Source organism: Pedobacter changchengzhani, assembly GCF_004354365.1.
In the GTDB taxonomy this organism is placed as follows: domain Bacteria; phylum Bacteroidota; class Bacteroidia; order Sphingobacteriales; family Sphingobacteriaceae; genus Pedobacter; species Pedobacter changchengzhani.
The window spans coordinates 255,265-281,097 of the sequence record NZ_SJCY01000004.1 but is presented as its reverse complement, the minus strand read 5'-3'; the positions used below and the strand labels follow the sequence as shown (position 1 = coordinate 281,097).

Genomic DNA, 25,833 nt, shown 5'->3' with positions numbered 1-25,833 from the left:
ACTCAATTCGATAATTAAAACTTATTTAAGATTAGATTTGGGCGTTTTAACACGCTTTCCACTTTATTTTTTGGTAGAAAAAACCAAAAAGGATATCGTTGCAATCGTTAACGCTAGCGATGTTCAAAAACCATTGATAAAATATCAATTCTAATGATTAATGATCGAAATGTGGCTAAAAGGCAATATAAATTCAGAAATAAACTTTGTTTTCAAAAAAAAAGAGGCTGTCTCAAAACGACAATTTAAGAAATTGTAAAAGAATTAAATTTGGCGTTATCGTCATACTCAGCTCGACTGGGTATCTTAATGCATTGGTAGGAACTGATTTATTAGTCATTTTGTCCCATTAAGATTCCCCGCCTGCGCGGGAATGACGACCGCCCACAATATTATTCTGTCTAATAAATTTCAATATTAATTTTGAGACAGCCTCGTCCCGCCATTTCAGTTAATCTATAAAATCATCAACCTTTAAAGTTTTTCATAAAATCACTAACATTCTGTTCAATATTACCGTTAGCAATCGCTTTCACAAATGCGGTACCAATAATTGCCCCATTCGAATATGCGCAAGCCTTATCAAAAGTTTGCTTATCGCTTATCCCGAAACCAATCATAGTTGGGTTTTTCAAATTCATATTCTGAATTCTACTGAAATACGCCTCGGTAGTATTACCAACCTCTAAATTTTTACCTGTTGTAGCCGACGAAGAAAGCAAATAAATAAAACCATTAGTGAGGCTATCGATTTTTTTGATGCGTTCATCAGCAGTTTGCGGCGTTATTAAAAACACATTACTTAAATTATGTTCTTCAAAATAACCTTTGTAAAATTCTTCATATTCAACCATTGGCAAATCTGGAACGATACACCCATCAACACCAACTTCGGCACAAGCTTTACAAAAATTTTCTACACCAAACTGCAAAACAGGGTTTACATAGCCCATTAATAACACCGGAATGGTTACGTTTTTACGTAATTCTTTCAGTTGCCCAAATAAAATATTCAGCGTCATGCCTTGATCCAGCGATTGCTTACTACTCGCCTGTATAACTGGCCCATCGGCAACAGGATCTGAATACGGAAAACCAATTTCGAGCATATCAGCACCAGATTTCTCTAAAGCCTCAGCAATTCTAACTGTATCTATCAAATCAGGATAACCTGCTGTGTAATAAATAGATAATATATTTTTCTTCTTTTCGAAGAGTTGTTTTATTCTGTTCATTTCAATAGAATTGAGATTTGAGATTTGAGATTTGAGAAATAGACTCATAGTCTAATATCTCATATCTATTGTCTCATATCTATAAATTAAAATATTTAATGTACGTATCTAAGTCCTTGTCTCCCCTACCGGATAAACAAACCACAACATTATCACCTGCTTTAAACTCCATTTTTTCTAAATAAGCCAATGCATGTGCGGTTTCAATTGCAGGAATAATGCCTTCAAGTTGCGTTAAAAGTAAACCCGCTTCTAAACTTTCTTCATCGGTAATGGAAACATATTTTCCACGACCAGTTTTAAATAAGTGTGCATGTTGTGGGCCAATACCTGGATAATCCAAACCTGCAGAAACCGAATGTGGTTCTACAACTTGTCCGTCGGGAGTTTGCATTAAAATACTTCTACTGCCATGTAAAACCCCTTCTTTACCTAAATAAGTTGTAGCTGCAGAAAAACCACTAGAAACGCCTTTTCCAGCTGCTTCTACTGCAATTAACTGTACATTTTCATCATCCATAAAATGATAAAACATACCCATTGCATTACTTCCACCGCCAACACAAGCTAAAACATAATCAGGTTGATCGTTTCCTGTTTGTTCTATAAGTTGCTTTTTGGTCTCCTCAGAAATGATTGATTGGAAAAGCGCAACCATATCTGGATAAGGGTGTGGCCCAACTACCGAACCGATGATGTAATGTGTATCAATTGGGTTATTAATCCAATCGCGCATCGCCTCATTTGTTGCATCTTTTAACGTTTTACTACCCGAACTTGCAGGAACGACTTTTGCACCTAACATTTTCATACGCGCAACGTTTGGTGCTTGGCGCTCTATATCCACCTCGCCCATGTAAATAACGCATTCTAAATTTCGCAGCGCACAAACCGTTGCTGTTGCTACACCATGCTGACCAGCACCTGTTTCGGCTATAATTCTTTTCTTACCCAATTTCTCGGCAAGCAAAATTTGGCCAATGGTGTTGTTAATTTTATGTGCGCCAGTGTGGTTTAAATCTTCACGCTTTAAAAAAATGTTTGCGCCATACCTTTGCGATAATCTTTTTGCTAAATATAAAGGCGAAGGGCGACCAACATAATCTTTCATTAACTGATGAAATTCTTTTTGAAAATCAGGCTCAGCAATAATTTGTAAATAATTTTGGCGCAGTTCTTCCACGTTTGGATAAAGCATTTCAGGGATATATGCTCCACCAAAATCTCCATAATATCCTTTTTCGTTTACTTTGTAATTCATAATATTTTATCAAATCTTTATCGGTAAAACCGAATTGAATAAATTTATTTCTTTAATAATCATTGTAAAATTTATAAGATGATTAATCTTCCGCTTTGCGAAGAATTATTAATTCTCAATTAATTCTGCTATAAATTTTTCAATACGCGCTACATCTTTTAAACCTGGCGCTGTTTCAAACCTACTGTTAATATCCAACGCATATAATCTTGCATCTTCTATCTCAGCTATCGCGATGATTTGTTCTAAATCGATTCCGCCACTTAAAAAATAAGGTTTTGCCAGCGTATATTTCGTTAAAATTTGCCAACTAAATGTTTTACCAGAGCCACCGTGCGTTGCAGTTTTAGTGTCGAATAAAAAGTAATCAACACCGTTTACATATTCATCGAGTATCGAAAAATCAAAATTTTCATCAATACCAAATGCCTTGATCACTTCCAAATGACTAAACGAAGCCTTTAATTCTATGCAGTAAGCTGGCGATTCCTTCCCATGTAATTGCACTGCTTTTAAATTTAACAGATTAACCTTTTCCTTAACCTTCAACAAATCTTCATCCACAAAAACCCCTACTGTTTTAATTTCAGCAGGCACATATTTAATCAGCTCTGCCGAAACATCGCTAATAAACCGTGGCGATTTTTCGTAAAAAATAAATCCCAAATAATCTGGCGCCAAATCTGCCACAGCAGCAATATTCGAAGCGAATTTCATTCCACAAACTTTAAGTTTTAGGTGCTTCATTAGGCCACTAACTTTTTAAAACTGGTTAAAGCTTTTTTACTTAGAAGAGATTCTTCGGCTTCATAAAAGCAATCGGCAAAACTTGCGCTTTGTTTTATCGTTTTTATGGCCAATGCCGCATTGCAAAGCACCACGCTATTTTGCACTTCGGTAGCGGTACCATTTAAAACATTTGTAAATATTTTTGCTGATGATGCTACTGTATCGCCACCTTTAATCGCATTTTGATCAACCTTTTGGAAACCCATTTCATTTAAAGTTAAAATGCTTTCGCCTTTATTGCTAAAAGTTTTCACGTCGCAGGTTAAAGAAATTTCATCATAACCTTCTAAAGCGTGTACAATCGTATATTTTTTGTCGGTGTCTTGATATAAATAGTTGTACAACCGTGCCAATTCTAAACTAAAAACACCCACCATTTGATATTTGGGATGCGAAGGATTAACCATTGGACCGAGCATATTAAAAAATGTTTTTACGCCTAAATCTTTTCTAATTGGTGCTACTATTTTCATTGCAGGATTAAAGAGCGGCGCATGTAGAAAGCAAATTCCAGCATCATCTAAATTCCTTTTCAAAGTCGCTTCATCATTGGTAAAAGTATAACCTAAATACTCCATTACATTTGATGAACCGCAACCCGAAGAAACGCCATAATTACCATGTTTCGCAACTTTGTGCCCCGCGCCTGCAACAACAAATGAGGCCAATGTAGAAATATTAAATGTATCTTTCCCATCCCCGCCAGTGCCACACAAATCGATTAAATCATAGCCTTGAAAATCAATTTGAAGGCATAAATCTAACATCGCGTCTCTGAAACCTTGTAATTCATCAACTGTAATATTGCGCATGGCGTAAGCCGTAATAAAAGATGCAATTTGCGATGAATTGAACTCACCTTGCGTAATCGATATTAAAATGTGCTTCGCCTCTTCCCTACTAAAACTTTTATTCTCAAATAAATGACCTAATATTTTTTTCATTTTCTCTTTAAAAAATCATCATTGCGAAGAACGAATGACGAAAAGTATAAGTTATTAAACTAAGTTCAAGCTTAAAGGAAAACCTCTAAAGCCTGACGGTTAAAAAAAAAAGGATTGCTTTTTGGGCAATCCTTTTAATTATGTTTGAATATTTTTAAAATATACAACAATAGAATTTGCCTAACGATTTTCGTTATGCCACCACCAGTTGATATTTAAGTTTTTAATTGTCATTTTTGTATGGAACAAATATTGATATAATTTTTATAAATCCAAAAATCTTTATTAAAAATATGCCCTTTTTTAAAAGAAAAATACAATTTAATGATGATTTGGGTTTTAGTTCGAATCCGGTAGTTAAAAACCAACGTGCTTTAAATGTTGATGGCACTCCAAATATTGAACGCACAGGCTTGCCATGGTTTAAATTTGATGACACCTATACTAAGTTGGTTACTATGGGCTGGTCTCGTTTTTTCTTAGTTATTTTAATCGTTTACCTGCTCGTAAACACCTTATTTGCAGTTACCTATAATATTATTGGTATCGAGCATTTAAACGGAGCAATGGGCAAAACACCACGAGATCAATTTTTTGATGCATTTTTCTTCTCTGCACAAACAATTTCGACGGTTGGTTATGGCCATATTTCGCCACAAGGTTTTATGACATCCATTGTAGCAGCTTTCGAAAGTATGTTGGGTTTACTTGCTTTCGCATTGGCCACAGGCTTACTTTACGGCCGATTTAGCAGACCAACATCAAAAGTTTCGTTTAGCAAAAATATAGTTATTTCGCCCTATCAAGATAAAATGGGCTTGATGTGCCGTTTGGTAAACTTAAGGAGAAATTCTTTAATTGAGATTGAAGCACAAATGTATATTACATTTAACGAAATTGTTGACGGAAAATCTAAACGAAGTTATTATCCTTTACTGCTAGAACGGGATAAAATAAGTGTGTTGTCCTTAAACTGGACTTTAGTTCATCCCATAAATGAGGATAGCCCGCTATTTGAAAAAACATTAGCAGATATTAAGCAAGCTCAAGTAGAAATTATACTAATATTGAAGGCATTTGATGATACATTCTCGCAGACTATTCACACCAGAACGAGTTATCAAGAAGATGATATTAAAATGAATGCCCGTTTTGAAATGATGTACTACCATAATAGTGAAGGCAAAATTGTACTGGATTACAGCAAGTTAGATAGTGTAATTGTTGAAGGGTAGAATTACAATAGCTCTAATAGTAAATGATAAGGCGTATATCCTCCCCCTGCCCCCTCAGAAGGAAGGGGGACATGATGCAGAGACACTCAGCGTTACCTACAATAAAAAGATTTGTACTGGTGAAAAACGCGATCGACTGCCTTCAGGCATGAAATGACAGGATTACAACCACCCCCGCCAACACACAAACCCAAATCATCCCCTCCTTGAAAATAAGGAGGGGAGTTGCGAATTACATAACCCACCATCTCTCTAAACCCTGCTAACGGACTCGCAACCTATCAAGGATTCAGCATTGAAACCACCCCCGCCTTAAAAATAACGGGGAGTTTGACTTATCGATACACATCACTTAATATCCGATGTTATCTTTTTACATACACTCATCCAACAACAACAAAATAGATTCATAGTTTTTGCCAACTGCATCAGACATTGCGATTTCGCAGGTTTTAGCAGATGAATAATATCCTTCGTAGCTTCCACTCTTAACTTCATCGGCCTCTGGCTTTGTTGCAGATTCGGTTAACTCCGGGAATAAGAAACCCCTATCACCTGCCATTCCGCAGCAACCTGCGTGAATGGGAACCGTTACATTTATAGCCAATTGTTGTGCAATTTTGAGAAATTTATTTTCTGTACCCATTTTTTCTAATGAACAAACCGGGTGAAGGACAATGCTATGTTTTTTATTTAAAATTTTTGCAACGGGTAAAAGATATTCTAATATATAATCTACACTATCAATTATCTTAATCGCATCATATTTCAACTTATTTTCATCAGAAAGCGCTGGCCTGCAATCTTTTAAAGTATGTGTACACGAACTTATATCTAACACAACAGGTAATTTCCCCTCTTTTGTCCAAGTCCATAACTTACTTACGGTGTCGTTAACACTGAATTTGTAAGCATCGCTGAAACCTTTTGAAGAATAGATTTGTCCGCAACAAGTACCTTGAATATCATTTGGAATAATAAAATCCACTCCTGTTTTTTCTGAAACACTAATGAAAGTATCAATAATATTTTTCGATCCAAACGCACTTCCGCCCATCACCCTATTAATGCAAGTTGGGTAATAAACTACGCCCGGTACAGGATGCAGATAAGTCTTATTTAAGTACTGCGAAAAATATTTTGTGGGTTTAATCTGATTTGACCATAACGGAACTGCGGGAATAATTTTCTTCAAGCCTCTTGTTAAATTAATCATCGCGCGTGCGCCAAAAACATTATTAATGCCATTAGCGATGTTGATTACAGAATGAACAAACCACGTAACACTTTTAAAATTTTTAGCAACCATAAGGGCAACTTTATTAGAAAAAGCGTTGTGGTTTTCTCGTCTCAATCTTTTTACTAACGAGCCTGTATTAATATCTACCGGACAAGCAGTTGCACACAAGCCATCAACAGCACAAGTGTCTAAACCATCATATTGGTAATCGTTTAAAAGATTTTTATAGTCGGCCTTTTCGTTGTTATCCTTTAGTTTAAGCAACTCTCTACGAACTACAATCCTTTGCCTTGGTGTTAAAGTGATATTCCTGCTTGGGCATTTATGTTCACAAAAACCACATTCCATACACTTATCCACCTCTTCTTCTACCTTGGGCAGTTCTTTTAAATGATGAATGTGCGCTTGTTTATCTGCATTAATAATCACCCCTGGATTTAACAAATTTAAAGGATCTATTAAATCTTTTAAAGCCTTCATAATTTCGTAAACACCACTACCCCATTCGGTTGCTACAAATGGCGACATATTTCTTCCCGTACCATGTTCGGCCTTCAATGCACCTTTATATTTATCAACAACTAAGGCTACAACTGCTCTCAAAAAATTATCGTAACGAGAAATCTCCTCATGGGTTTCGAATGCTTGAGTAACCACAAAGTGAATATTTCCATCTTTTGCATGTCCAAAAATAATTGCGTTTTCGTACTCGTAAGCTCTAAAAAGAGATTGAAGATCTGATATTGCATTTCCCAACTCGCTAACAGGAACAGCAATATCTTCTAAAATAACAGTTGTACCACTTGCTCTAACCGCACCTACAGATGGGAACATTCCTTTTCTAATTTTCCATAAAAAAGCTTGCTCGGTCGGATCGTTTGTAAAAACAGCTGGATAAAGTAAATTTAAATCAGTGCTAACTTTTAAAAATTGATTGGCTTTTGTATCGATTTCTTGCTGTGTATTTCCTTGATATTCGACCAATAAAGCAGCGGTATTTTCGGGCAGTACTTTCAAAACATCTGGCACACCTTTAATATTTTCAACCGACCTTAATGATGCCCTATCCATTAATTCAACGGCTTCTGCACCTGATAAAGTTAAAGGAACGATGGCTTTGCAGGCTGCAAAAATATCAGGAAAATATAATAATGATGTGGTTTTTAAAGGATAATCGGGCACAGTTTTAAGCACTGCTTCGGCAATAAAACCCAAAGTACCTTCTCCTCCAACTAAAATATGCGCTAAAATATCTAAGGGATGTTCATAATCTATAAATGCGTTTACAGAGTAACCAACGGTATTTTTAGTTTTATATTTATGTCTAATGAGTTCATAAATAGATGGATCAGTTAATATTTTTTCCCTTAACAATTTAATTTCAGTAAAAATCTCTGGTAATTCTGCTTCAAAACGAACATAATCTTCGGCCACTTCGGTAGAAAAAATAAAGCCATTTGGTAAAACGAATTTGATATATTTTATGGTGTGATAAGAATTTTTAGTTACGCCGCAACACATGCCGCTTGCGTTGTTAGAAATAATGCCACCCATCATCGCAGCATTTATACTTGCTGGATCAGGCCCGATTTTTTTTCCATAACGCTTTAATTCAGAATTAACAATAGCGCCAATTACACCAGGTTGTACCCTAACTGTTTCGCCTTTATCTTCTACCCGAACAAAATTCCAATACTGACTAAGATCCACTAAAATTCCATCAGAAATTGATTGTCCGGATAAACTGGTGCCCGCTGCACGAAATGTGATGGGAATGTTGTGCGTGTGCGAGAATTTAAAAAGTGCTTGTACTTCATCCGTAGAAATGGGTTGAACTACGGCTTTAGGGCGCAAATAATAAAAACCAGCGTCAGATGCGAAAGCAACCAAATCAATTAAACGAGATTTTATTCGGTCTCTTGGGAGGATGGTTGTGAGTAAATCTGCTAGGTTATTCATTACAAACAAAAATAAGGTAAATGCTAAGCTTTTTATCTGCTTTTTACATTTAAATATGCATAAATAAGCTTTTCGGTTTTAACCGTGCAGGATGCATTTTGAAAAAACAAAAAATGGGCTCGATAAACTATCGAACCCATGGTAAAATTTTAAATAAAAAAGTGTTAAACTAAATCAACCACTATCTTAATCTTTCTTGTTGTCTAATGCGCCCTCTATCCGGTCTGAAAGATCTTGTAGATGATATTTATCTAAACCAACTGCTACATTAGCTGCGTTTTTTATTAACGTATTTAATGCTTTCAATTCCCCTTTCGCAACAGACAAAACATCACTTCTTGATGTAACAACTGCATCTTGATTGCCCGATTGTGCATCGGTTGAACCGAGCTTTACAATGGAAATTAATTTATCAACATAAACTTTCTGCAAGTTCCTTCTATAAACGTCGATTGGCTGATTAGATTTCAATTCAGTAAATATAGATGCATCTAAATTTGAAAAAAGATCAGTTATTTTATAAGCTGAATCTCCATCAGCAGCCTCGCCTGCAATTAGTTTAGCTAAAGTATTTGTACTCAATAATCTGCTAATGGTAGCACTTTGCATTTTTCCAATAACATCCAAACCATTCATGCCAATATCATCTAAAATAGTTTGATCAACCATCCACATTGGTGTTTTAAATAGTTGTACATCCAAAAACTGCATTGCCTCTTTTTGTGTAGCAGCTGGTGTGCGCTGGTAAACGGTACCCGCTTGCTCTACCGTTTTTGGGTTTTCGTAGATGCCACCAATGTTTTTGGTAACATGCCCTAAATATCGGTTAAACTGCGTAGTTAGCTGGCCATACATGTTTTTTAGGTTATCATAACCATCTACGGGTTCTTTTGTCCATTCTGGCAATCCTTTAATAATAACCTGCAAATTTTTAATACCATAAGCACTCGCTTTCATTGCGTTATCCGATAAATCTTCACTTTGCGAATGCGGATCATCAGGATTAGATTCGGTACCAAACCACAATCTACGGTTCTTAGCAGACTCGATAACCATTTTATTTAGCACTAATGATTCGGCTTTTGGGCCCTTTTGATCTGGAAAGTATTTATATCCCCATTCTATTGCCCAATTATCATAATCGCCGATGCGTGGGTATAAACCTTTTTTGGATATATTATCTCCCGGTTGCGCCACATAATTAAAGCGGGCATAATCCATAATTGAAGGCGTATGGCCATTTGCTTCTACCCACTTTTTATCCCTCAATAATTCTACAGGTACGGTAGAACTTGATCCAAAATTATGCAACAAACCTAGGGTATGGCCAACTTCGTGAGAAGAAACAAAACGAATTAAGTCGCCCATTAATTCATCGTCGAACTCCATTTTACGTGCTCTTGGGTCAACCGCAGCTGTTTGAATCATATACCAATCGTGAAGCAATTTCTGCACGTTATGAAACCAATTGATGTGACTTTCCATAATCTCGCCAGTACGCGGATCGGAAATACTTGGTCCGCTTGCGTTTGCAATTTCTGATGGTTTATAAACGATGGCAGAATTACGGGCATCATCAATACTCCAAGTAGAATCTTGTTTATATGTCGGTGCCAATTTTGCCATCACTGCATTTTTAAAACCAGCTTTTTCGAAAGCTTTAGCCCAATCGTTTACACCGGCCATTAAATAAGGAATCCATTTTTTAGGCGTTGCAGGGTCTATATAATAAATAATCGGCTTTGCTGGCTCTACCAATTCTCCTCGTTTATATTTAGCTAAATCTTGTGGTTTCGGCTCTAACCTCCATCTTTTAATTAATTCTACATCTTTAACACCTTGAGGATTTAAGTCGAAATCTGTATATCCAACGGTAAAATAGCCAACTCTCGGATCTGCATAGCGGGCTTTCATTGGCACAGCTGGTAATAGAACTAACGAAGTGTTAAGCTCTACAGTTGACGATCCTGTTGGTGCGCCACCTGCCGGAGGTGGTGTACCGGGCGCCTGACCAGATGTAAGCGTATATGTTTTTACCGTACTAATTTCCACATTCATCGGGAAACTGCGTATGCTTTGAATATAACTCCTATCGGATAAGGGAGCACCTAATCTAAATCTATTTTTTGTTTGAGGTGAACCAAAGTAAAAGATATCATTGTCTCCGTTTAAATAATCGGTTATGTCGATAACACTTCCTCGCTTATCAGGCGAGTACGCCGCAATATTGAATGAAGCCGCAATGGCTTGTATATTAGAGTTTTTTAACGATTGATACATTGATGCAGTACTATCTGCGCCATAAGTACGAAAACTCACTTTGCGCATAAAAATCCTATTATTTGGACCTTTTTCGAAGCGAATGACCGAACTTCCGATTTGATCGCCTGCGTAACCTTGCGCAGCCCTTACATCGGCGCCCGATTTTGCAATTCTGCTTACTACTAAAATGTCTCTTCCGAGGGTGCTATCTGCAATTTCAAAAAAGTATTTATCTTCCAATTTATGAGAAGTAATCATGCCTCTTCGGGTAATTGCCTTATCGGTAATTACTTCGTTGTAAGGCTTTGGCTGTGCTTTTACGCCAGAACCCAAGGCTGAACCAGGTGTTCTTTTTGTAGAATCTGTAGGAGCTGCCTTAACAACTGGCTTATCTTGCGCCTGAGCGAAAGTAAAAACAGAAACAGCGAGCAATAGACTGAATATTTTCTTCTTCATGTAGTGATTGAAAATTATTTAAGAATTTTTTGAATAAGTTTAGTGCTGTAAAAGTGCAAAAACATCACCTAAATATTGTAATGAATTTATAATGTTACAAACCATAAAATATATCGTTTTAATGTTAACCTAATGTGGACAATTAAATATTCCTTTCAAAAGGCTAAATGCAGTCTTCGGTTATTGCAACGTCGAGGCTCGCTCAAAACAATGAGTTAAGAAATTCCAATAGAATTTAATTTGGTGTCGTCGTCATGCTCAGCTTGACTGGGCATCTTAACAACTTATTTATACAGCGCTATATCAAGCAATCAATAGTTAATAAAGCTAAAACATTTTAAAAACAGGCTTTATTGCTGTCAATATCGTTAGTTAACCTTCTATCTCTTCCCCTACGAAATAATTTAGATTCTCCTTAGTTACAATATCTAGCGGTAAATATTTGAGTAATGGCACTTCCTTTTTAAAAATTAATTTATCTGCTAACAACTGCAACGACCAAAAGCCTTGCCCTTTGGGGTTTTGATTAATTAAAAAATTGATGGTATTGTTTTTAAGATAATGTATGTTTTTTGGCAACAAATCGTATCCGATAATTTTAACATCGGCAATATGTTTTTGGTTAAGATACGCTGCAATTTCAAATGCCTTTGAAGTGGTTACAAAAACAGCTTTGATATTTGGATTTGTTTCAAACACCTCATCCAATTGTTTAACCGTTAATGAAGCATTTTGTGTTTCAATATCCGCCCTAATCAATTCGTACTTTTGAGATAGGTTATTTTGCGTAAAATAATTTCTAAAACCTTGTTCTTTCTTTTCTAAGTGTGCTGCATTTGAGGTTTCTTCATCAAAATGTGCAATTAAAATAGTGCATGGATCACATTGGCCGTAGTTAATTAATTTCCCTGCAAGAAAACCACTCAAGTACGAATCCTGACCAATATAACTCAATGGCTCAAAATCAGATATTTCTGTGTTAAAGAGTACAAACGGAACTTCAGCTTTTTTCCAATTTTGTACAAATGGTAAGGTTTCGCGATGAAAAATAGGCGACAATATAATTCCATCAGGTAATTCGTTGTTCACTTCGTTTGCTTTTTCAACAAAAGAATGAACCTGGTAAGGGTCGAAAAAATGAAATTTCACCGTTAAACCAAATCGCTTAAGTTCTTTTAAAGACTTTTTAATGCCAGCTTTGGGCGCAAACCAATAATTATCGTAAGCATCATCAGGAATGAGTACCGCAATTTTATATTCTTTTTTAGAGCTGAGTGCTCTTGCAATAATGTTCGGCTCATATTCCATCTCCTTCAAGATTTTAAGCACCCTCTTTTCTACGCTAGGAGCCACTCTTCCTCTTTTATGCAAAACTCTATCAACCGTTCCGGTAGAAACTTCTGCTTTTAAGGCAATATCTTTAATGGTTATCTCTTTATCTTTCATTTAAAAGTTGTAATGAGCATAAATGTAATACTTTTAACAAAAGGCACACTTATACTATGCAATAATGCACATTTAATGTTGAATAAATTGTTGTGATATTAACAACTTATGCGTAATATTTAACTTTTTGTAGGTTTTCCGGATATTCTTACAAGGAATGAAAATATTTTTATTCAAAAAAATTTGAGTTTATAGATTTATCTTTTTCTATTACCCTAACAACAATTGCCACTTACTGTTTAATAATTGTATTTTCATGATCCTAAAAAATTGTGCATATATCTCCCAACACAATGTTTGCCAATTTCGGGAGCTTACATTTCAAAAAGTTTAATGGTTTTAAATTGCCAATGTGGTATTATATCTACTGTTCTATTAAAAGGCTACGATTAATGGTTGTTGTAAATTTTTGCTGTAATTTTCTAAATATTTCAACCACTCATCTTCATTAGTAAAGTGCCCACCTCTATTCCATGTAGCACCTTGATAATAAACAAATTGCTGATTTTTACGAAGGGTTTTTAAGCCCAAAAGGTGGTTCGCCTGATCGGCCAATTTAAAACCTTCTGCTGCTGGAAATATAACACCTACACCAATCATCCCATTATCAATTTTACCATCGGTTTTATCCCAATAGCTTACGTAGTTATTAATATTATCTAATTTTATACTGCCATCGCCACTGTGTTTAGTTACGCCAACTGCTATGGGTAGCACGCCAACTTTAAAATGATAAAAGTTTTCTATTTTATTTATGCTCGAACCCGCATCTAAAGTGATCCGTTTTGTTTCGGTAACTTGTTGTCCGTTAACATTCCAAGCGCTAAAATTTAATTCAAATGTGAGGCGTATTGGTCCTTCATCAATTATTTTATAACTGTCGTAATTTTTCGGGAATATAAATTTATCGCCTATTAACGGGGCAGAATCACCTGCACCCAACGAAAAACCAACTTTGTACCCATCCATACCTAAGCCGTGGTTGGTATGGTAATCGCCTTCTTTGTACCATTTATTCAAAACCAATTCTGGCGTATTTTTCGACCAAACATCTAACCCTTTTGCATTATCGGGTTGCGTTTCTAGCGCTGCACCATACATCCTAAACGCAACCACATCATTTTCCCATGCAAAATCATCAAAACGCTCTGGCACTTGCCTACCAAAAGTTTTGCGCTTATAATCGTCTCTCGTACCCGTACGAATTATAAAATTTAAAGTTGTCTCTGCTGAAATATCAGTCTGAAAAATTAAATCCTGAGGTGATTTTTTGCCTTTGTACAGCACCTGAGATGGGATTTGTTTATTCGTAATGGCATCATAAACTACAATATTATTTACTGTAGCATTTTTAACTTTTTTACATAACCGCTTCCAATCTAATGCTATCGTTTGCGCAGTTCTTTTTGTCGATAAAGTATTCTTCACTTTTACAAGTAAACCTGCCGAGTCTATCAAATTTGTGTGCCTCGAGCCATTTGTCCAAATAAAAGCTCCCTTATTGTGGGCTACACAAGCATTGGTAATTCCCATTGTTAAAATTGCAAAAGCAACCAAAAAAAACCTAATCATTTTAATCTTCATAATGATGATGCTAACTAATACTTCAATAAAATTATTTATTCTGTGAGAGAAATCACTTAATTTTAACTCCAAAGGCACTTTAAATCGCGATTAAGGGATTATGCTCGAACAAAAAAAGTTCTGTTTTTGGCAATTCTAAATCAATTACATAGCACCAACAGTAATGAATACTATTTTGTGTTAAATTGATTTTTTTTATCCATTTAATAGCTTGTTGTTAATTTTTAGCGTAGGCAACCACATTTTGTTTTGCTGTACCCAAACCATCAATCCCCAATTCAACCACATCACCCTCTTTTAAATAAATTTGTGGATTAAAACCTAATCCAACACCGTTTGGCGTACCTGTGGAAATTACATCACCGGGCAAAAGTGTCATAAATTCGCTTAAATAAGAAACAACATGGGCAATGTCGAAAATGAAGTCGTCGGTATTTCCATCCTGCATTATTTTACCATTTAATTTTAACCAAAGGCGCAAATTATTTGGGTCTTCAATTTCATCGGCAGTTGCCAACCAAGGGCCAAGTGGTGCAAAAGTATCGCATCCTTTCCCTTTAGTCCACTGCCCGCCACGCTCTATTTGGAACGCTCTTTCACTAATATCGTTATGTAAAACATAGCCGGCTACGTAATTTAAAGCTTCTTCTTTAGAAACATAGCTCGCTTTTTTACCAATTACTAAAGCCAATTCTACTTCCCAATCGGTTTTTACCGAACCTTTAGGAAGCATAATATTATCATTTGGCCCTACAATAGCTGTAGTAGATTTAAAAAAGATAATTGGTTCTTGCGGAATTTGTGCATTGGTTTCTTTAGCGTGTTTGGCGTAATTTAAACCGATACATACCAATTTTGAAGGCCTTGCTATTGGCGAACCTAACCTTTCTCCATCAGAAATTTCAGTTAAATTCGTTTTATGCTTCTCAACAAAATCAGTCAGCCTTTTGATACCATCCGACTCGAAAAAATTCTCATCGTAATCTTCTCCAAAAGCCGATGTATCATATTTTTTATCATCGATAATTACACCAGTTTTTTCTTTCCCTATCGCTCCGTATCTTATTAATTTCATCCTATTTTAGGTTTTATTTGTGCTACTCAAACACTTTTATTTTAAATTGCATTTGATGCTATTCCGTATTCAACAATCAAATATAAACCTAACTTTAAAAGTTAGGTTTTAATAAACTATCATCTGAAGGTTGCACTTTATGACCGAAAAGACCGAAGCACAGAATAACTAGAAAACAGATAAATGGCACAATGTAGCCAAACTGAATATTGTTAAATTCATCGCTTATAAAGCCAAAAAGTGGAGGTAAAATGGCACCACCAACAATCGACATAATAATTAAACTACTTCCAAATTTAGTATCTGCACCTAAATCTTTTATCCCCAAAGAAAATATTGTTGGGAACATAACCGACATAAAAAACGCTGTACCAATAATTATAAAAATAGCAGCCATACCCGTAACAAACATGGCGGCAATGCTTAATACTGCGCAAATAGCGGCATATATGCACAATAGTTTTACCGGACTGATATATTTCATGAAGAATGTACCAAAGAAACGGCCGAACATAAAAGCCATACCGACGCCAAAACCGGCATAACTAGCTGCTGTAAGTTCGCTTATCCCGGCTACTTTGGTGGCATAAAGAATAAAAAAGCTAAATACACATACTTGCGCGCCAACGTAAAAAAACTGAGAAGCAATAGCCCACCTTAAATGCTTATGCTTTAATGCACTAAAAATACTTACACCCGAGGATGAATCTTCTTTTATTTTAGGAAGTTTGGTAAACCAAAATATAATTGCGACGATTAAGATTATTGACCCTAAAATAAAATAAGGAAGTTTTACCGATGAAGCTTCTGTAGCCAGAGCAACTGCTTTTGCTTGAGGCTCCATACTTTGTAAAATAGCCTGCGGAACACCTTCAGTTAAAATTATTTTCGCCCCGATAATTGGCGCAATTGTAGCTGCCAAACCGTTAAAAGATTGCGCCAAATTTAACCGTTGAACAGCCGTTTTTGGATCACCTAATAGCGATGCAAAAGGATTTGCTGCAGTTTCTAGTATTGTTAAACCACAAGCAATTACAAACAAAGCAAAAAGAAAAAATCCATAAGATTGTGTATTTGCTGAGGGAATAAAAAGGTAAGAACCTATGGCAAAAAACAATAAACCTACAATTATACCTGTTTTATAACCATACTTTTTCATAATCAATCCTGCTGGAAGCGCCATAACAAAATAGGCAATAAACACGGCAGAATCTACTAATGAGGCTTGTAAAGTACTTAAACTAAATGCTCTTTTTAAGTGAGGAATTAAAATTGGATCGAGGTTATGCACAAAGCCCCATAAAAAGAAAAGGGAAGTAATCATCACAAAGGCAAACCTTGTAGAAGTTTTAGTTTCAGTCATATTGTTATTTGGTTATTTTGGTAGCAAAGTAAATAATTTTATTAATACAAAGCAATAGTTTATGTTTTTGCCCCTTATACCCTTCAGCCCACAATGTACTTTTGAAAAGTTTTCTTGGCGAGAAAAAAAGAAAATTTCAACACCATCATCTCTACAAAACGACTACTTAAATGTTGATAATTTTACTAATATTGTTAGTAATTACTAATATTATTAGTTTTATATTTGTTACTATAATGATAACTGCAAAAATGTGATCAGGACATAGCGATGAAGACAGACAAAGAGGAAATAGTAGCACAACTTAAGAAGCAAATATTGGAAACGCAAGGATTCAAACCTGCGCCAATCAGTAATACTGAAGGATTTGGTCTTGGTTCTTTAGAAGCGTGCTTTCCAAACTCAGTTTTTCCAACAGCTACCATTCACGAATTCCTATCAGAAAACCTCGAAGATGCGGCCTCTAGCGAAGGTTTTATTTCTGGAGTAATGGGAAAGTTAATGGAAAACGGAAGTCCTTGTATATGGATAAGCCGTAATCGGAAACTTTTTCCACCATCAATGGAACGTTTTGGGGTTGATCCACAACAGGTTATTTTTATCGACCTTAATTATGAGAAAGAAATACTATGGACTACCGAAGAAGCTTTGAAATGCGAAGGACTTGCCTGTGTAGTTGCAGAAATACCAGATATTAGTTTTGCACAAAGCCGAAGATTACAGCTTGCGACAGAAAAGAGCGGTGTAACCGGAATAATTCTTCGCAAACAACCTAAATATGCACGCTCGGCCACACCATGTACGGTGCGTTGGCAAATTAAGCCACAACCAAGTGAAATGGTAGATGAAATGCCTGGCGTGGGCAATCCAATATGGGAAGTGAATTTGTTAAAAGTTCGTAACGGCGTTACAGGTACGTTTCAAATACAATGGCTCGAAGATAAATTTGCTTCATTTGATCAAAAAATAGCATTAGCAGTTTTACAAACCAAACAGGCAGGGTAAAATGAAAAGAATGGTATCAATATGGTTTCCGAATTTACTTTCGGACTGGCTTGCCACCCGCAAACCGGAGCTCAAGGGCGAAGTATTTGTATTTACAAAACCCGAACGCGGGCGGATTATAGTTACTGCATCTTCAAAAGAAGCCGAAAAGCAAGGTATTTTTTGTGGCGCTATTCTGGCGGATGCAAAAGCCATTGTACCGAACATTCAATGCTTTGATGACGAAGCCAATCTAAATAAAAAATTACTTACCCGAATTGCGAAATGGGCAATTCGCTACTCCCCTTTTGTGGCTATAGATCTTCCTGAAGGGATTATTTTAGATTCTAGTGGTTGCTCACATCTTTGGGGAGGCGAAGAAAAATATCTTCAGCATATACTCGCAAAGCTAAATGAATCTGGTTATGGCTGCCGTGCAGCATTATCCGATACCATTGGCACAAGTTGGGCAATTGCCAGGTTTGGCAAAAAGCTGCCGATTATTGCACCTAACGAGCAGTACAATGCACTTTTGAACCTGCCACCAATTGCACTTCGTTTAGAAACAAATAGTTATCAACGGTTGTACAAACTAGGACTTGATAAAATTGGAAAGTTCATCCAGATGCCAAGATCAGTACTCCGCAGAAGGTTTGGAGAAGGAATGTTGTTAAAACTCGCGCAAGCATTGGGCACCGAAGAAGAAACGGTTAAACCAATCATCATCATCCAGCCTTACGAAGAAAGATTAGCTTGCTTAGAGCCGATAAGAACAAAGACCGCGATAGAAATTGCGATTGAAAAATTATTAGAAAATTTATGTAATAGATTAGCCAGTGATGGTTTAGGTATGCGCTCGGCAGAATTGAAAGGTTACCGTTTAGATGGCAAGGTTACGTTAACAAAAATCGGCACCAACCAGCCAAGCCATAACATTAAGCACTTATTTAAACTTTTTCAATTGCGAATTGACCAAATTGAACCCGCTTTGGGCATAGAGCTTTTTATGTTAACCGCCATCAAAACTGAAGCTATGCTTGTACAACAAGAAAAACTTTGGGGTGGCAAACCCGGACTTGCAGATCAAAATATCGCTCAACTTTTAGATAGACTTGCTGGAAAAATTGGTCCTCAGGCGATTAAAAGATACATTCCTCAAGCTCATTACTGGCCAGAACGCTCGCTAAGAACAGCGGTATCTTTAGAAGAAAAATCGGAATGTAGTTGGCAAAAAGTTAACCCTCGCCCTATGGAGATGTTAAAAAACCCAGAACCCGTGCAAGTTACAGCCCCCATTCCAGATTATCCACCAATGAATTTTAGGTATAAAGATGAATTGCATTTAATTAAAAAAGCCGATGGACCCGAGCGCATTGAAAGAGAATGGTGGATAGAAAAAGGCGAGCATAGAGATTATTATATTGTTGAGGATGAAAAAGGAAGAAGATATTGGATATTTAGATCTGGCCATTATAGCGAAGAAAAATCAAATTGGTTCATTCATGGGTTTTTCGCATAAAAAATAAAAATAATGGGCTATTGCGAACTACAGGTAACAAGTAATTTTAGCTTTCTTAGAGGGGCTTCTCATCCAGAAGAACTGGTGGAGCAAGCCGCTGCTTTTGGCTATTCTAAAATTGCCATTACCGATGTAAACACCATGGCGGGGATTGTTCGTGCGCATTCAGAAGCTCGTAAATTTGATATTTCTATTATCCCCGCATGTAAATTAGAACTGCTTGATGGGCCGAGTTTACTCGCTTATCCTACTGATAAAGAAGCTTATGGAAGATTATCTGCATTGTTAAGTATGGGTAATTTCCGTGCTGAAAAGGGAAAATGCTACCTATATGTTAAAGATGTAGAAGAATATAAAAAGGGGATTATTTTTATTGCCATAGCACCTGATGCCTTAAGCAACGTCTTTGATTTTGAAGCTAACTTTGCCACACAACTGCAGAATTACAAAGCGCTTTTTGGCAAAAAACTTTATTTAGGTGTAAACAGGAGTTATCATGGCCAAGACCAAAAAAGAGTATTTAGGTTAGATCAGCTTTCAAAAAAAATTGGTATCCCTTTGGTTGCTACCAACGATGTGTATTATCACCAACCTCAGCGCCGAGAGTTGCAGGATATTCTTACCTGCGTACGAGAGAAATGCACGATTCAAAATGCAGGTTTTAGGTTAAAAATGAATGCAGAGCGACATTTAAAATCCATTGAAGAAATGCAGCGATTATTTAGACCTTATCCAGATGCGATTGAAAAAACATTAGAAATTGCTGCACTTTGTAAATTTAGTTTGGATACGCTCGAATATGTTTATCCTGAGGAAATACTTTCTAGCGACCGCGGGCCACAAGAAGAATTAGAATACCTAACTTGGAAAGGTGCTGAAGAAATTTTCGGTTTACCCTTACCCGAAAAAGTAATTAACAACATAAACTACGAAATGAAATTCGTGAAGGAAATGAATTATGCCTCTTACTTCCTCACCGTTTATGATATTGTAAAATTTGCACGCAATCAGAAAATTTTATGTCAAGGTCGTGGTTCTGCAGCAAATTCTACCATTTGTTATTGCTTGGGTATTACCTCGGTAGATCCTACAAAATTCGACCTTTTATTTGAGCGTTTTATTTCATCTGCCCGTAATGAACCGCCAGATATTGATGTAGATTTTGAACACGAGCGAAGAGAAGAAGTGATTCAATATATTTACAACAAATATGGCCGAGACCGTGCGGCCATTGTTGCCACCGTTACACAACTCCACCAAAAAGGTGCATTGCGCGATGTTGGCAAAGCAATGGGTTTATCAACAGATACCATTGATCGATTATCGGCCTCCGTTTGGAAATTTAGCAAAGAATGGTTTGAAGGAGAACGCATAACAGAACAAGGACTAAACGCACAAGACCCATTGTTGCTAAAAGTTTTGGATTTAACCCAACAGATGATGGGCTTTCCGCGCCAGCTTGGGCAACACACCGGAGGCTTTGTGATTACCCGTGGCAAACTCACTGATCTCTGCCCTATTTTCCATGCCCGAATGGAAAACCGAACCAATATAGAATGGAATAAAGATGATATTGATGCTTTAGGATTTTTAAAAATTGATGTTTTGGCTTTGGGCATGCTCACATGTATTCGTAAGGGGTTTGATTTGGCTAAAAAACATTACGATTTAGACCTCACACTTGCTTCAATTAATAAAGAGGATGATCCGAAAGTTTATGAAATGATCAGTCATGCCGATACCATTGGCGTTTTCCAAATTGAAAGTCGGGCACAACAGCAAATGTTGCCTAGGTTGCGCCCAAAATGCTTTTACGATTTAGTAATTGAAGTTGCAATCGTACGTCCGGGTCCAATTCAAGGCGACATGGTACATCCTTATCTTAAGCGAAGAAATGGCGAAGAACCTGTAGAATATCCCTCGAAAGAACTTGAGGAAATTTTGGGTAAAACTTTAGGCGTGCCACTTTTTCAAGAACAAGCGATGAAAATTGCCATTGTGGCGGCTGGATTTACGCCTACCGAAGCGGATGAACTTAGGCGGAGCATGGCCACTTTTAAAATGCACGGTATGGTAACCAAATTTGAAGAGAAGTTGGTAAATGGAATGACCAAAAAAGGTTATACAGAAGATTTTGCCCGGAGAGTATTCAGACAATTGGAAGGTTTTGGAAGTTATGGGTTTCCTGAAAGTCATGCAGCAAGTTTTGCTTTACTGGTTTATGTATCTTGCTGGTTAAAATGTTATTATCCTGATGTTTTTGTTTGCGCCATACTTAATTCTATGCCTATGGGGTTTTACCAACCCGCACAATTAGTTATTGATGCTAAAAACCACGGTGTTGAAGTTAGAGAAATTGATGTAAATATTTCTGAGTGGAATAATATTCTGCAAGAAAAATCGGGCAAATACCATGCGCTTCGTTTGGGTTTTAGGCAAATTTCTGGGTTGAGGGAAGATGATATGATTGCCTTAGTAAATGGGCGCGGAAACGGTTATTTAAACATACACAGTTTATTGGATGCGGGTGTTTCTATGGGCGCGTTAGAAAAATTAGCAGATGCAGATTGTTTTCGATCTATAAAATTAGATAGAAGACAAGCCCTTTGGGAAGTTTCTGCCTTAAAAGACCGCCCGATTGCACTTTTTGAAGGTCAGGTTTCGGAAAGTGAAACCGAAAAACAAATTCAATTGCCTCTGTTATCCAAAAGTGAGCATGTGGTGCAAGATTATGCTTCAACCTCACTTTCATTGAAAGCGCATCCTGTTAGTTTGGTTAGGGAAAAACTGCAAATGTTCAATGTAAAATCGTCCAAAGAAATTGGCGAAACAGAAAATGGAAAGCTGGTTAAAGTATCGGGTTTGGTATTGGTGCGCCAAAGACCGGGAACCGCCCGTGGCGTATGTTTTATCACTATCGAAGATGAAACCGGTTTTTCTAACTTAGTGGTTTTTGAGAAAATTTTCGATAAATATCGTAAAGAAATACTTCATTCTAGGTTGCTTATGGTAGAAGGGAAATTACAGCGAGAGGGCGAAGTGGTACATGTAATTGTACAAAAATGTTTCGATTTTACTAAATTACTGAAGAGGCTGACTGCTAAAAATGATGATCAATTACCGTTGTTAACACTTGCTCGGGGCGATGAAAAAACAGCGCCCAATCCAGAAAACAAGAGAACCCAGTTACGAGAAACTGCGCGGAATGAAATCTTTTCAAATGGAAGAAACTTTAAATAGCAGAATTTACGATGAAATCGGGTATATCATCAGCACGCTATATAGTTGGTGGGTTTTATTAACAATATAGCTCAATAGTTATTATAAATCCTTATTTATTATGGGCGTTTTAATCCCGAATTTTCGGAATTTTATCTTTTTGGTAGAAAAAACCAAAAAGGATGCCACTTCAATCGTTAACGCTAGCAAGTGTGAAGACAACTTGATTTAGAAAGGTAGCATGTGGCATCAAATTATTTAAGGAAGATTAAAAAGTAATCCTTACTAATAACCAAAAAATCAATTTACAAACTTACCTTTGCAAAAAAAATTAATAAAATGAGCGGTATAGAAAATCATCCAGTTTTGGATCATATTGTAAACACATTGAAGAATGCGATAGCAGATTCGAAAGTAGAAAGTCTATCACCTACTGAATATACAGTTAAAGACGGTAACGATGAAATTCATCTTAAGCAGGAAACTAACAAAGATGAAAACGCAGTAACCATCTTAATTACCGATAAAAGACGTATTATTTACAGTGAAGATTTGCTTGAAGTTTTGCAAGATATGCATAAGGATGCTAAGATCAGTAAAGCACTAAAAACTGATTTAGAAGCTACAACAATAATTATAAATGAGCTGAATATAGAAACCGAATTGGTTTTTCAAGCGATAAAAGATTTATTGGATCAGGTGAGTAACAGCTATGAATTTATTCAAACTGTAGAAACAAAAATTACAAAAATTGGCGCTGGCTTTAAATTTGGTAAGCACATTTTTAGGATAAATATTAACAATGAGCCAAATGAAATTACAATTGAGCCAAGGTTTACGGCTTCATTTGATGCGGGCATTCAAAAAACAATTACTGCAGATATAGTTAAAGTTGAGCAGGCTGTAAATAAGATGTTTAAAGCGGGGTAATATTTAAAATAACTTGGCGTAAGAAATGGTGCAACCCGAAAGTTGCGCCATTTTTTTTGAATAATTTTTTTGCAAGGTCATTAAATAATTGACACCGATTTCCATCTTTATTTTTATGAGATAAACGTTGTTTAGAAGATTCTTTTTTTCTAAGTTTAGATCTTAAATACTAGACATTTAACTACCGAATAAAAAATCCCTTGAAATTGATTAATCCTCCCATAGTTATGAAAATATTCCTATCAATCTTTACTTTTTTTATCGTCAATATGACTTACGCTCAACAGGGAAACTGGAGAGCAGACATCACTACTGGAGAGTTTGGACAACTGATTACTAACTTCACATTGCAAAAGAACAATTCTTACCTTTTTGGAATCACAAAGCCAGATGCCAACAAAAGAATTCTCGGAGGTTTAAAAGGTTCTTTTGCTAAAGGTTTTTTTCAAAGAGATGGTAGTATGATGGAATTAGATAGTGTGCTGATAGAAAATAATACCGTAACTGGCTTTTTAATCCTTCAAAAGAAAAAATACTTTTTACAAGGTACAAAAAATGGAAATGTAATAACTGCCAATTTAATGGGTAAAAGCTCCGGTAAAACTTATGGAAAATTTGTTGCAACGCAAGTTGATTTAATTGAAAAGCCTAAAAATTATCAACAATTATGGACTGAAATCAAGGTTCTTACGGAGGAAAATATTTACCACAAAACCGTATTAGAAGGCAAGGAATGGACTAATTTTGTTAAGTATATGGACGATTTTAGCCATAGAGTGGAAGACGATGCTGAATTTATGTCTGGATTTTTTTATAAAAGCCGTGAATTCCCTTTCTCTCACTATTCTTTAACCGGTAATAAAGAAAATGCGAGCAACTTCCTAATCGCAGGAGCAGTAGAAACAGTAAAAGGAAATAAACCCGAATTAAAGCCATTAAATGAAAGCACATTTCTTTTAGATATTCCAGCCTTCGATTTCAGATCAGGCGATATTGATGCAATAATGAATGAAATTGTAAATTCTAAAGCTAAAAATCTGATTATAGATTTAAGAAACAATCCAGGTGGAGATTTAGAAGGCGCAATGAGAATTTGCCAATATTTAACCAAAAAAACCCTATACGGAGGCGTAGTGCTTTCCCAATCCTATTGGAAAAACAATCAGTCTCCACCCCTTACCCAAGATTATGGAAAGTTTAAGGTTATGAATAATGCAAACTACGACAGGTATAAAAAAGAAGTAAAAAGTGGCGTTGAAGGATTGAGCATTATCAGTGAACCGTTACCGAAAACATTTGAAGGGAAAATATACATACTAACCAGCAACGTTACTGCAAGCACAAGCGAACCATTTGCATATACGTTACAAAAAGAAAAAATTGCTACTTTAATCGGCGCCAAAACAGCAGGCTCAGTTTTAAGCATGGAATATTTTCACATTTCAAACTTTGCTCTAACGATACCTATGCTAGATTATTATACTTTTGACGGTAAAAGACTCGATGGAATCGGTGTAACACCGAATATAATTTGCGAACCAAGCCTAGCTTTAGAGGTTGCGCTTCAGGAAATTGAAAAAGCACAACCATAGCAGTACCATAAAACTAAGAAATTTCGGTGCTCATTCATTATAATTACTAAACTCCTACTCAAAGTTAATCCGCTTATGGCGCAAGCGTCCCGCTTGTTCCTATGCAATTTCTTTAACCACTGGTCTTTTAAAATAAAAAAGATCAGCATTTAGGTTAGAAGATTTTGAAACTGGATTTTTTTTATTTCACAAGCGGGACGCTTGCGCTAGATGGGGTAATATTTAAAATAACTTGGCGTAAGAAATGGTGCAACCCGAAAGTTGCGCCATTTTTTTTGAATAATTTTTTTGCAACATTTTTAATAACCGAATTTCGATAATTGACGTTGATTTGTCATCAGTACAAGTTTTGCTTTAAATTTCAATAATACGTATCTTTATATTATGACTACAATGACCATACAAGTTCTTGAAGCCCTTGAGAAAGAGCACAATGAGACCGTGCGCCTTATTGCAGCCAAGCTGTATGAAGCAGGTAAGCTCAACTTAAGACAAGCTGCTGAAATGTGCCAAATGAAAAAGTGGGATTTTGCTGAAATCTTGATCCCAGATGAGGCCTATGCATTTTCTTCAACCACTGGTCTTTTACAATCAAAAAGAGTTCAGCATGTGGGTTACAACATTTTGAAATTGGATTTTTTCATATCACAAGCAGGCCGCTTGCGCTAGATGGCATATTATGTGGTGTGCAATTCAAACGTTTGCCCTTATAAGCTAACTTCGCTCTTGGCTGAACTCGA

Annotated in this window: 17 protein-coding genes; 7 read left to right on the top strand and 10 right to left on the bottom strand. The window is 36.3% G+C overall.

The annotated features are described in order from the left end of the window. Positions 1 to 467: 467 nt before the first annotated feature. The 4 genes from trpA to trpD form a co-directional block, all read right to left on the bottom strand. The gene (trpA, locus tag EZJ43_RS08390; protein WP_133262254.1) at positions 468 to 1,235 is read right to left on the bottom strand and encodes a tryptophan synthase subunit alpha; all 768 of its coding nucleotides are present in this window, start codon (positions 1,233 to 1,235) and stop codon (positions 468 to 470) included. Positions 1,236 to 1,314: 79 nt separating this feature from the next. After that, entirely contained in the window at positions 1,315 to 2,496 is a 1,182-nt protein-coding gene (gene trpB, locus EZJ43_RS08385) for a tryptophan synthase subunit beta (protein ID WP_207924595.1), read from the bottom strand. A 108-nt stretch (positions 2,497 to 2,604) separates the two neighbouring features. Next, positions 2,605 to 3,243, bottom strand: coding sequence for a phosphoribosylanthranilate isomerase (locus EZJ43_RS08380; protein WP_133262252.1), 639 nt, complete (start codon positions 3,241 to 3,243; stop codon positions 2,605 to 2,607). Continuing rightward, positions 3,243 to 4,229 carry an anthranilate phosphoribosyltransferase gene (trpD, locus tag EZJ43_RS08375; RefSeq protein WP_133262251.1) on the bottom strand — a complete coding sequence of 329 codons (987 nt, stop codon included), beginning with the start codon at positions 4,227 to 4,229 and terminating at the stop codon, positions 3,243 to 3,245. The genes EZJ43_RS08380 and trpD overlap by 1 nt, the downstream gene beginning before the upstream one ends. Before the next feature lie 293 nt (positions 4,230 to 4,522). On the opposite strand from trpD, the gene EZJ43_RS08370 reads away from it, so the two are divergent. Beyond that, entirely contained in the window at positions 4,523 to 5,464 is a 942-nt protein-coding gene (locus EZJ43_RS08370) for an ion channel (RefSeq protein WP_133262250.1), read from the top strand. 373 nt (positions 5,465 to 5,837) lie between these two features. On the opposite strand, the gene EZJ43_RS08365 is transcribed toward EZJ43_RS08370, so the two are convergent. The 6 genes from EZJ43_RS08365 to fucP form a co-directional block, all read right to left on the bottom strand. Next, positions 5,838 to 8,663, bottom strand: a complete 2,826-nt coding sequence (locus tag EZJ43_RS08365; RefSeq protein WP_133262249.1) for an FAD-binding and (Fe-S)-binding domain-containing protein — start codon at positions 8,661 to 8,663, stop codon at positions 5,838 to 5,840. A 186-nt stretch (positions 8,664 to 8,849) separates the two neighbouring features. Next, positions 8,850 to 11,381: a zinc-dependent metalloprotease gene (locus EZJ43_RS08360; protein ID WP_133262248.1), complete on the bottom strand. Its 2,532-nt coding sequence runs from the start codon at positions 11,379 to 11,381 to the stop codon at positions 8,850 to 8,852. 372 nt (positions 11,382 to 11,753) lie between these two features. Beyond that, on the bottom strand, positions 11,754 to 12,827 hold the full coding sequence (locus EZJ43_RS08355; protein WP_133262247.1) for a substrate-binding domain-containing protein: 1,074 nt from the start codon (positions 12,825 to 12,827) through the stop codon (positions 11,754 to 11,756). Between the two features lie 375 nt (positions 12,828 to 13,202). Next, positions 13,203 to 14,489 (bottom strand): DUF4861 family protein, encoded by a 1,287-nt coding sequence (locus EZJ43_RS08350; protein ID WP_165953112.1) that lies wholly within the window; start codon positions 14,487 to 14,489, stop codon positions 13,203 to 13,205. A 139-nt stretch (positions 14,490 to 14,628) separates the two neighbouring features. Then, positions 14,629 to 15,486, bottom strand: a complete 858-nt coding sequence (locus EZJ43_RS08345) for a fumarylacetoacetate hydrolase family protein (RefSeq protein WP_133262245.1) — start codon at positions 15,484 to 15,486, stop codon at positions 14,629 to 14,631. 94 nt (positions 15,487 to 15,580) lie between these two features. Further along, positions 15,581 to 16,849: an L-fucose:H+ symporter permease gene (fucP, locus tag EZJ43_RS08340; RefSeq protein WP_133262244.1), complete on the bottom strand. Its 1,269-nt coding sequence runs from the start codon at positions 16,847 to 16,849 to the stop codon at positions 15,581 to 15,583. 270 nt (positions 16,850 to 17,119) lie between these two features. On the opposite strand from fucP, the gene EZJ43_RS08335 reads away from it, so the two are divergent. The 6 genes from EZJ43_RS08335 (at position 17,120) to EZJ43_RS08310 (ending at position 25,762) form a co-directional block, all read left to right on the top strand. Next, positions 17,120 to 17,854, top strand: coding sequence for an ImuA family protein (locus tag EZJ43_RS08335; RefSeq protein WP_133262243.1), 735 nt, complete (start codon positions 17,120 to 17,122; stop codon positions 17,852 to 17,854). Between the two features lies 1 nt (position 17,855). After that, the gene (locus EZJ43_RS08330) at positions 17,856 to 19,352 is read left to right on the top strand and encodes a Y-family DNA polymerase (RefSeq protein ID WP_133262242.1); all 1,497 of its coding nucleotides are present in this window, start codon (positions 17,856 to 17,858) and stop codon (positions 19,350 to 19,352) included. A gap of 12 nt (positions 19,353 to 19,364) precedes the next feature. After that, positions 19,365 to 22,592, top strand: coding sequence for an error-prone DNA polymerase (locus tag EZJ43_RS08325; RefSeq protein ID WP_133262241.1), 3,228 nt, complete (start codon positions 19,365 to 19,367; stop codon positions 22,590 to 22,592). Positions 22,593 to 22,910: 318 nt separating this feature from the next. Further along, the gene (locus tag EZJ43_RS08320; RefSeq protein ID WP_133262240.1) at positions 22,911 to 23,501 is read left to right on the top strand and encodes a hypothetical protein; all 591 of its coding nucleotides are present in this window, start codon (positions 22,911 to 22,913) and stop codon (positions 23,499 to 23,501) included. Positions 23,502 to 23,728: 227 nt separating this feature from the next. Next, entirely contained in the window at positions 23,729 to 25,093 is a 1,365-nt protein-coding gene (locus tag EZJ43_RS08315; protein WP_133262239.1) for a S41 family peptidase, read from the top strand. A gap of 384 nt (positions 25,094 to 25,477) precedes the next feature. Further along, entirely contained in the window at positions 25,478 to 25,762 is a 285-nt protein-coding gene (locus EZJ43_RS08310; RefSeq protein ID WP_133262238.1) for a UPF0175 family protein, read from the top strand. Positions 25,763 to 25,833: the final 71 nt, after the last annotated feature.

Excerpts from the sequence above, each read along its gene's own strand:
- fucP (WP_133262244.1), bottom strand. The coding sequence starts at position 16,849 with ATGACTGAAACTAAAACTTCTACAAGGTTTGCCTTTGTGATGATTACT.
- EZJ43_RS08345 (WP_133262245.1), bottom strand. The coding sequence starts at position 15,486 with ATGAAATTAATAAGATACGGAGCGATAGGGAAAGAAAAAACTGGTGTA.
- trpA (WP_133262254.1), bottom strand. The coding sequence starts at position 1,235 with ATGAACAGAATAAAACAACTCTTCGAAAAGAAGAAAAATATATTATCT.
- trpB (WP_207924595.1), bottom strand. The coding sequence starts at position 2,496 with ATGAATTACAAAGTAAACGAAAAAGGATATTATGGAGATTTTGGTGGA.
- EZJ43_RS08335 (WP_133262243.1), top strand. The coding sequence starts at position 17,120 with ATGAAGACAGACAAAGAGGAAATAGTAGCACAACTTAAGAAGCAAATA.
- EZJ43_RS08325 (WP_133262241.1), top strand. The coding sequence starts at position 19,365 with ATGGGCTATTGCGAACTACAGGTAACAAGTAATTTTAGCTTTCTTAGA.
- EZJ43_RS08380 (WP_133262252.1), bottom strand. The coding sequence starts at position 3,243 with ATGAAGCACCTAAAACTTAAAGTTTGTGGAATGAAATTCGCTTCGAAT.
- EZJ43_RS08310 (WP_133262238.1), top strand. The coding sequence starts at position 25,478 with ATGACTACAATGACCATACAAGTTCTTGAAGCCCTTGAGAAAGAGCAC.
- EZJ43_RS08320 (WP_133262240.1), top strand. The coding sequence starts at position 22,911 with ATGAGCGGTATAGAAAATCATCCAGTTTTGGATCATATTGTAAACACA.
- EZJ43_RS08365 (WP_133262249.1), bottom strand. The coding sequence starts at position 8,663 with ATGAATAACCTAGCAGATTTACTCACAACCATCCTCCCAAGAGACCGA.
- EZJ43_RS08370 (WP_133262250.1), top strand. The coding sequence starts at position 4,523 with ATGCCCTTTTTTAAAAGAAAAATACAATTTAATGATGATTTGGGTTTT.
- EZJ43_RS08355 (WP_133262247.1), bottom strand. The coding sequence starts at position 12,827 with ATGAAAGATAAAGAGATAACCATTAAAGATATTGCCTTAAAAGCAGAA.
- EZJ43_RS08315 (WP_133262239.1), top strand. The coding sequence starts at position 23,729 with ATGAAAATATTCCTATCAATCTTTACTTTTTTTATCGTCAATATGACT.
- EZJ43_RS08360 (WP_133262248.1), bottom strand. The coding sequence starts at position 11,381 with ATGAAGAAGAAAATATTCAGTCTATTGCTCGCTGTTTCTGTTTTTACT.
- EZJ43_RS08330 (WP_133262242.1), top strand. The coding sequence starts at position 17,856 with ATGAAAAGAATGGTATCAATATGGTTTCCGAATTTACTTTCGGACTGG.
- trpD (WP_133262251.1), bottom strand. The coding sequence starts at position 4,229 with ATGAAAAAAATATTAGGTCATTTATTTGAGAATAAAAGTTTTAGTAGG.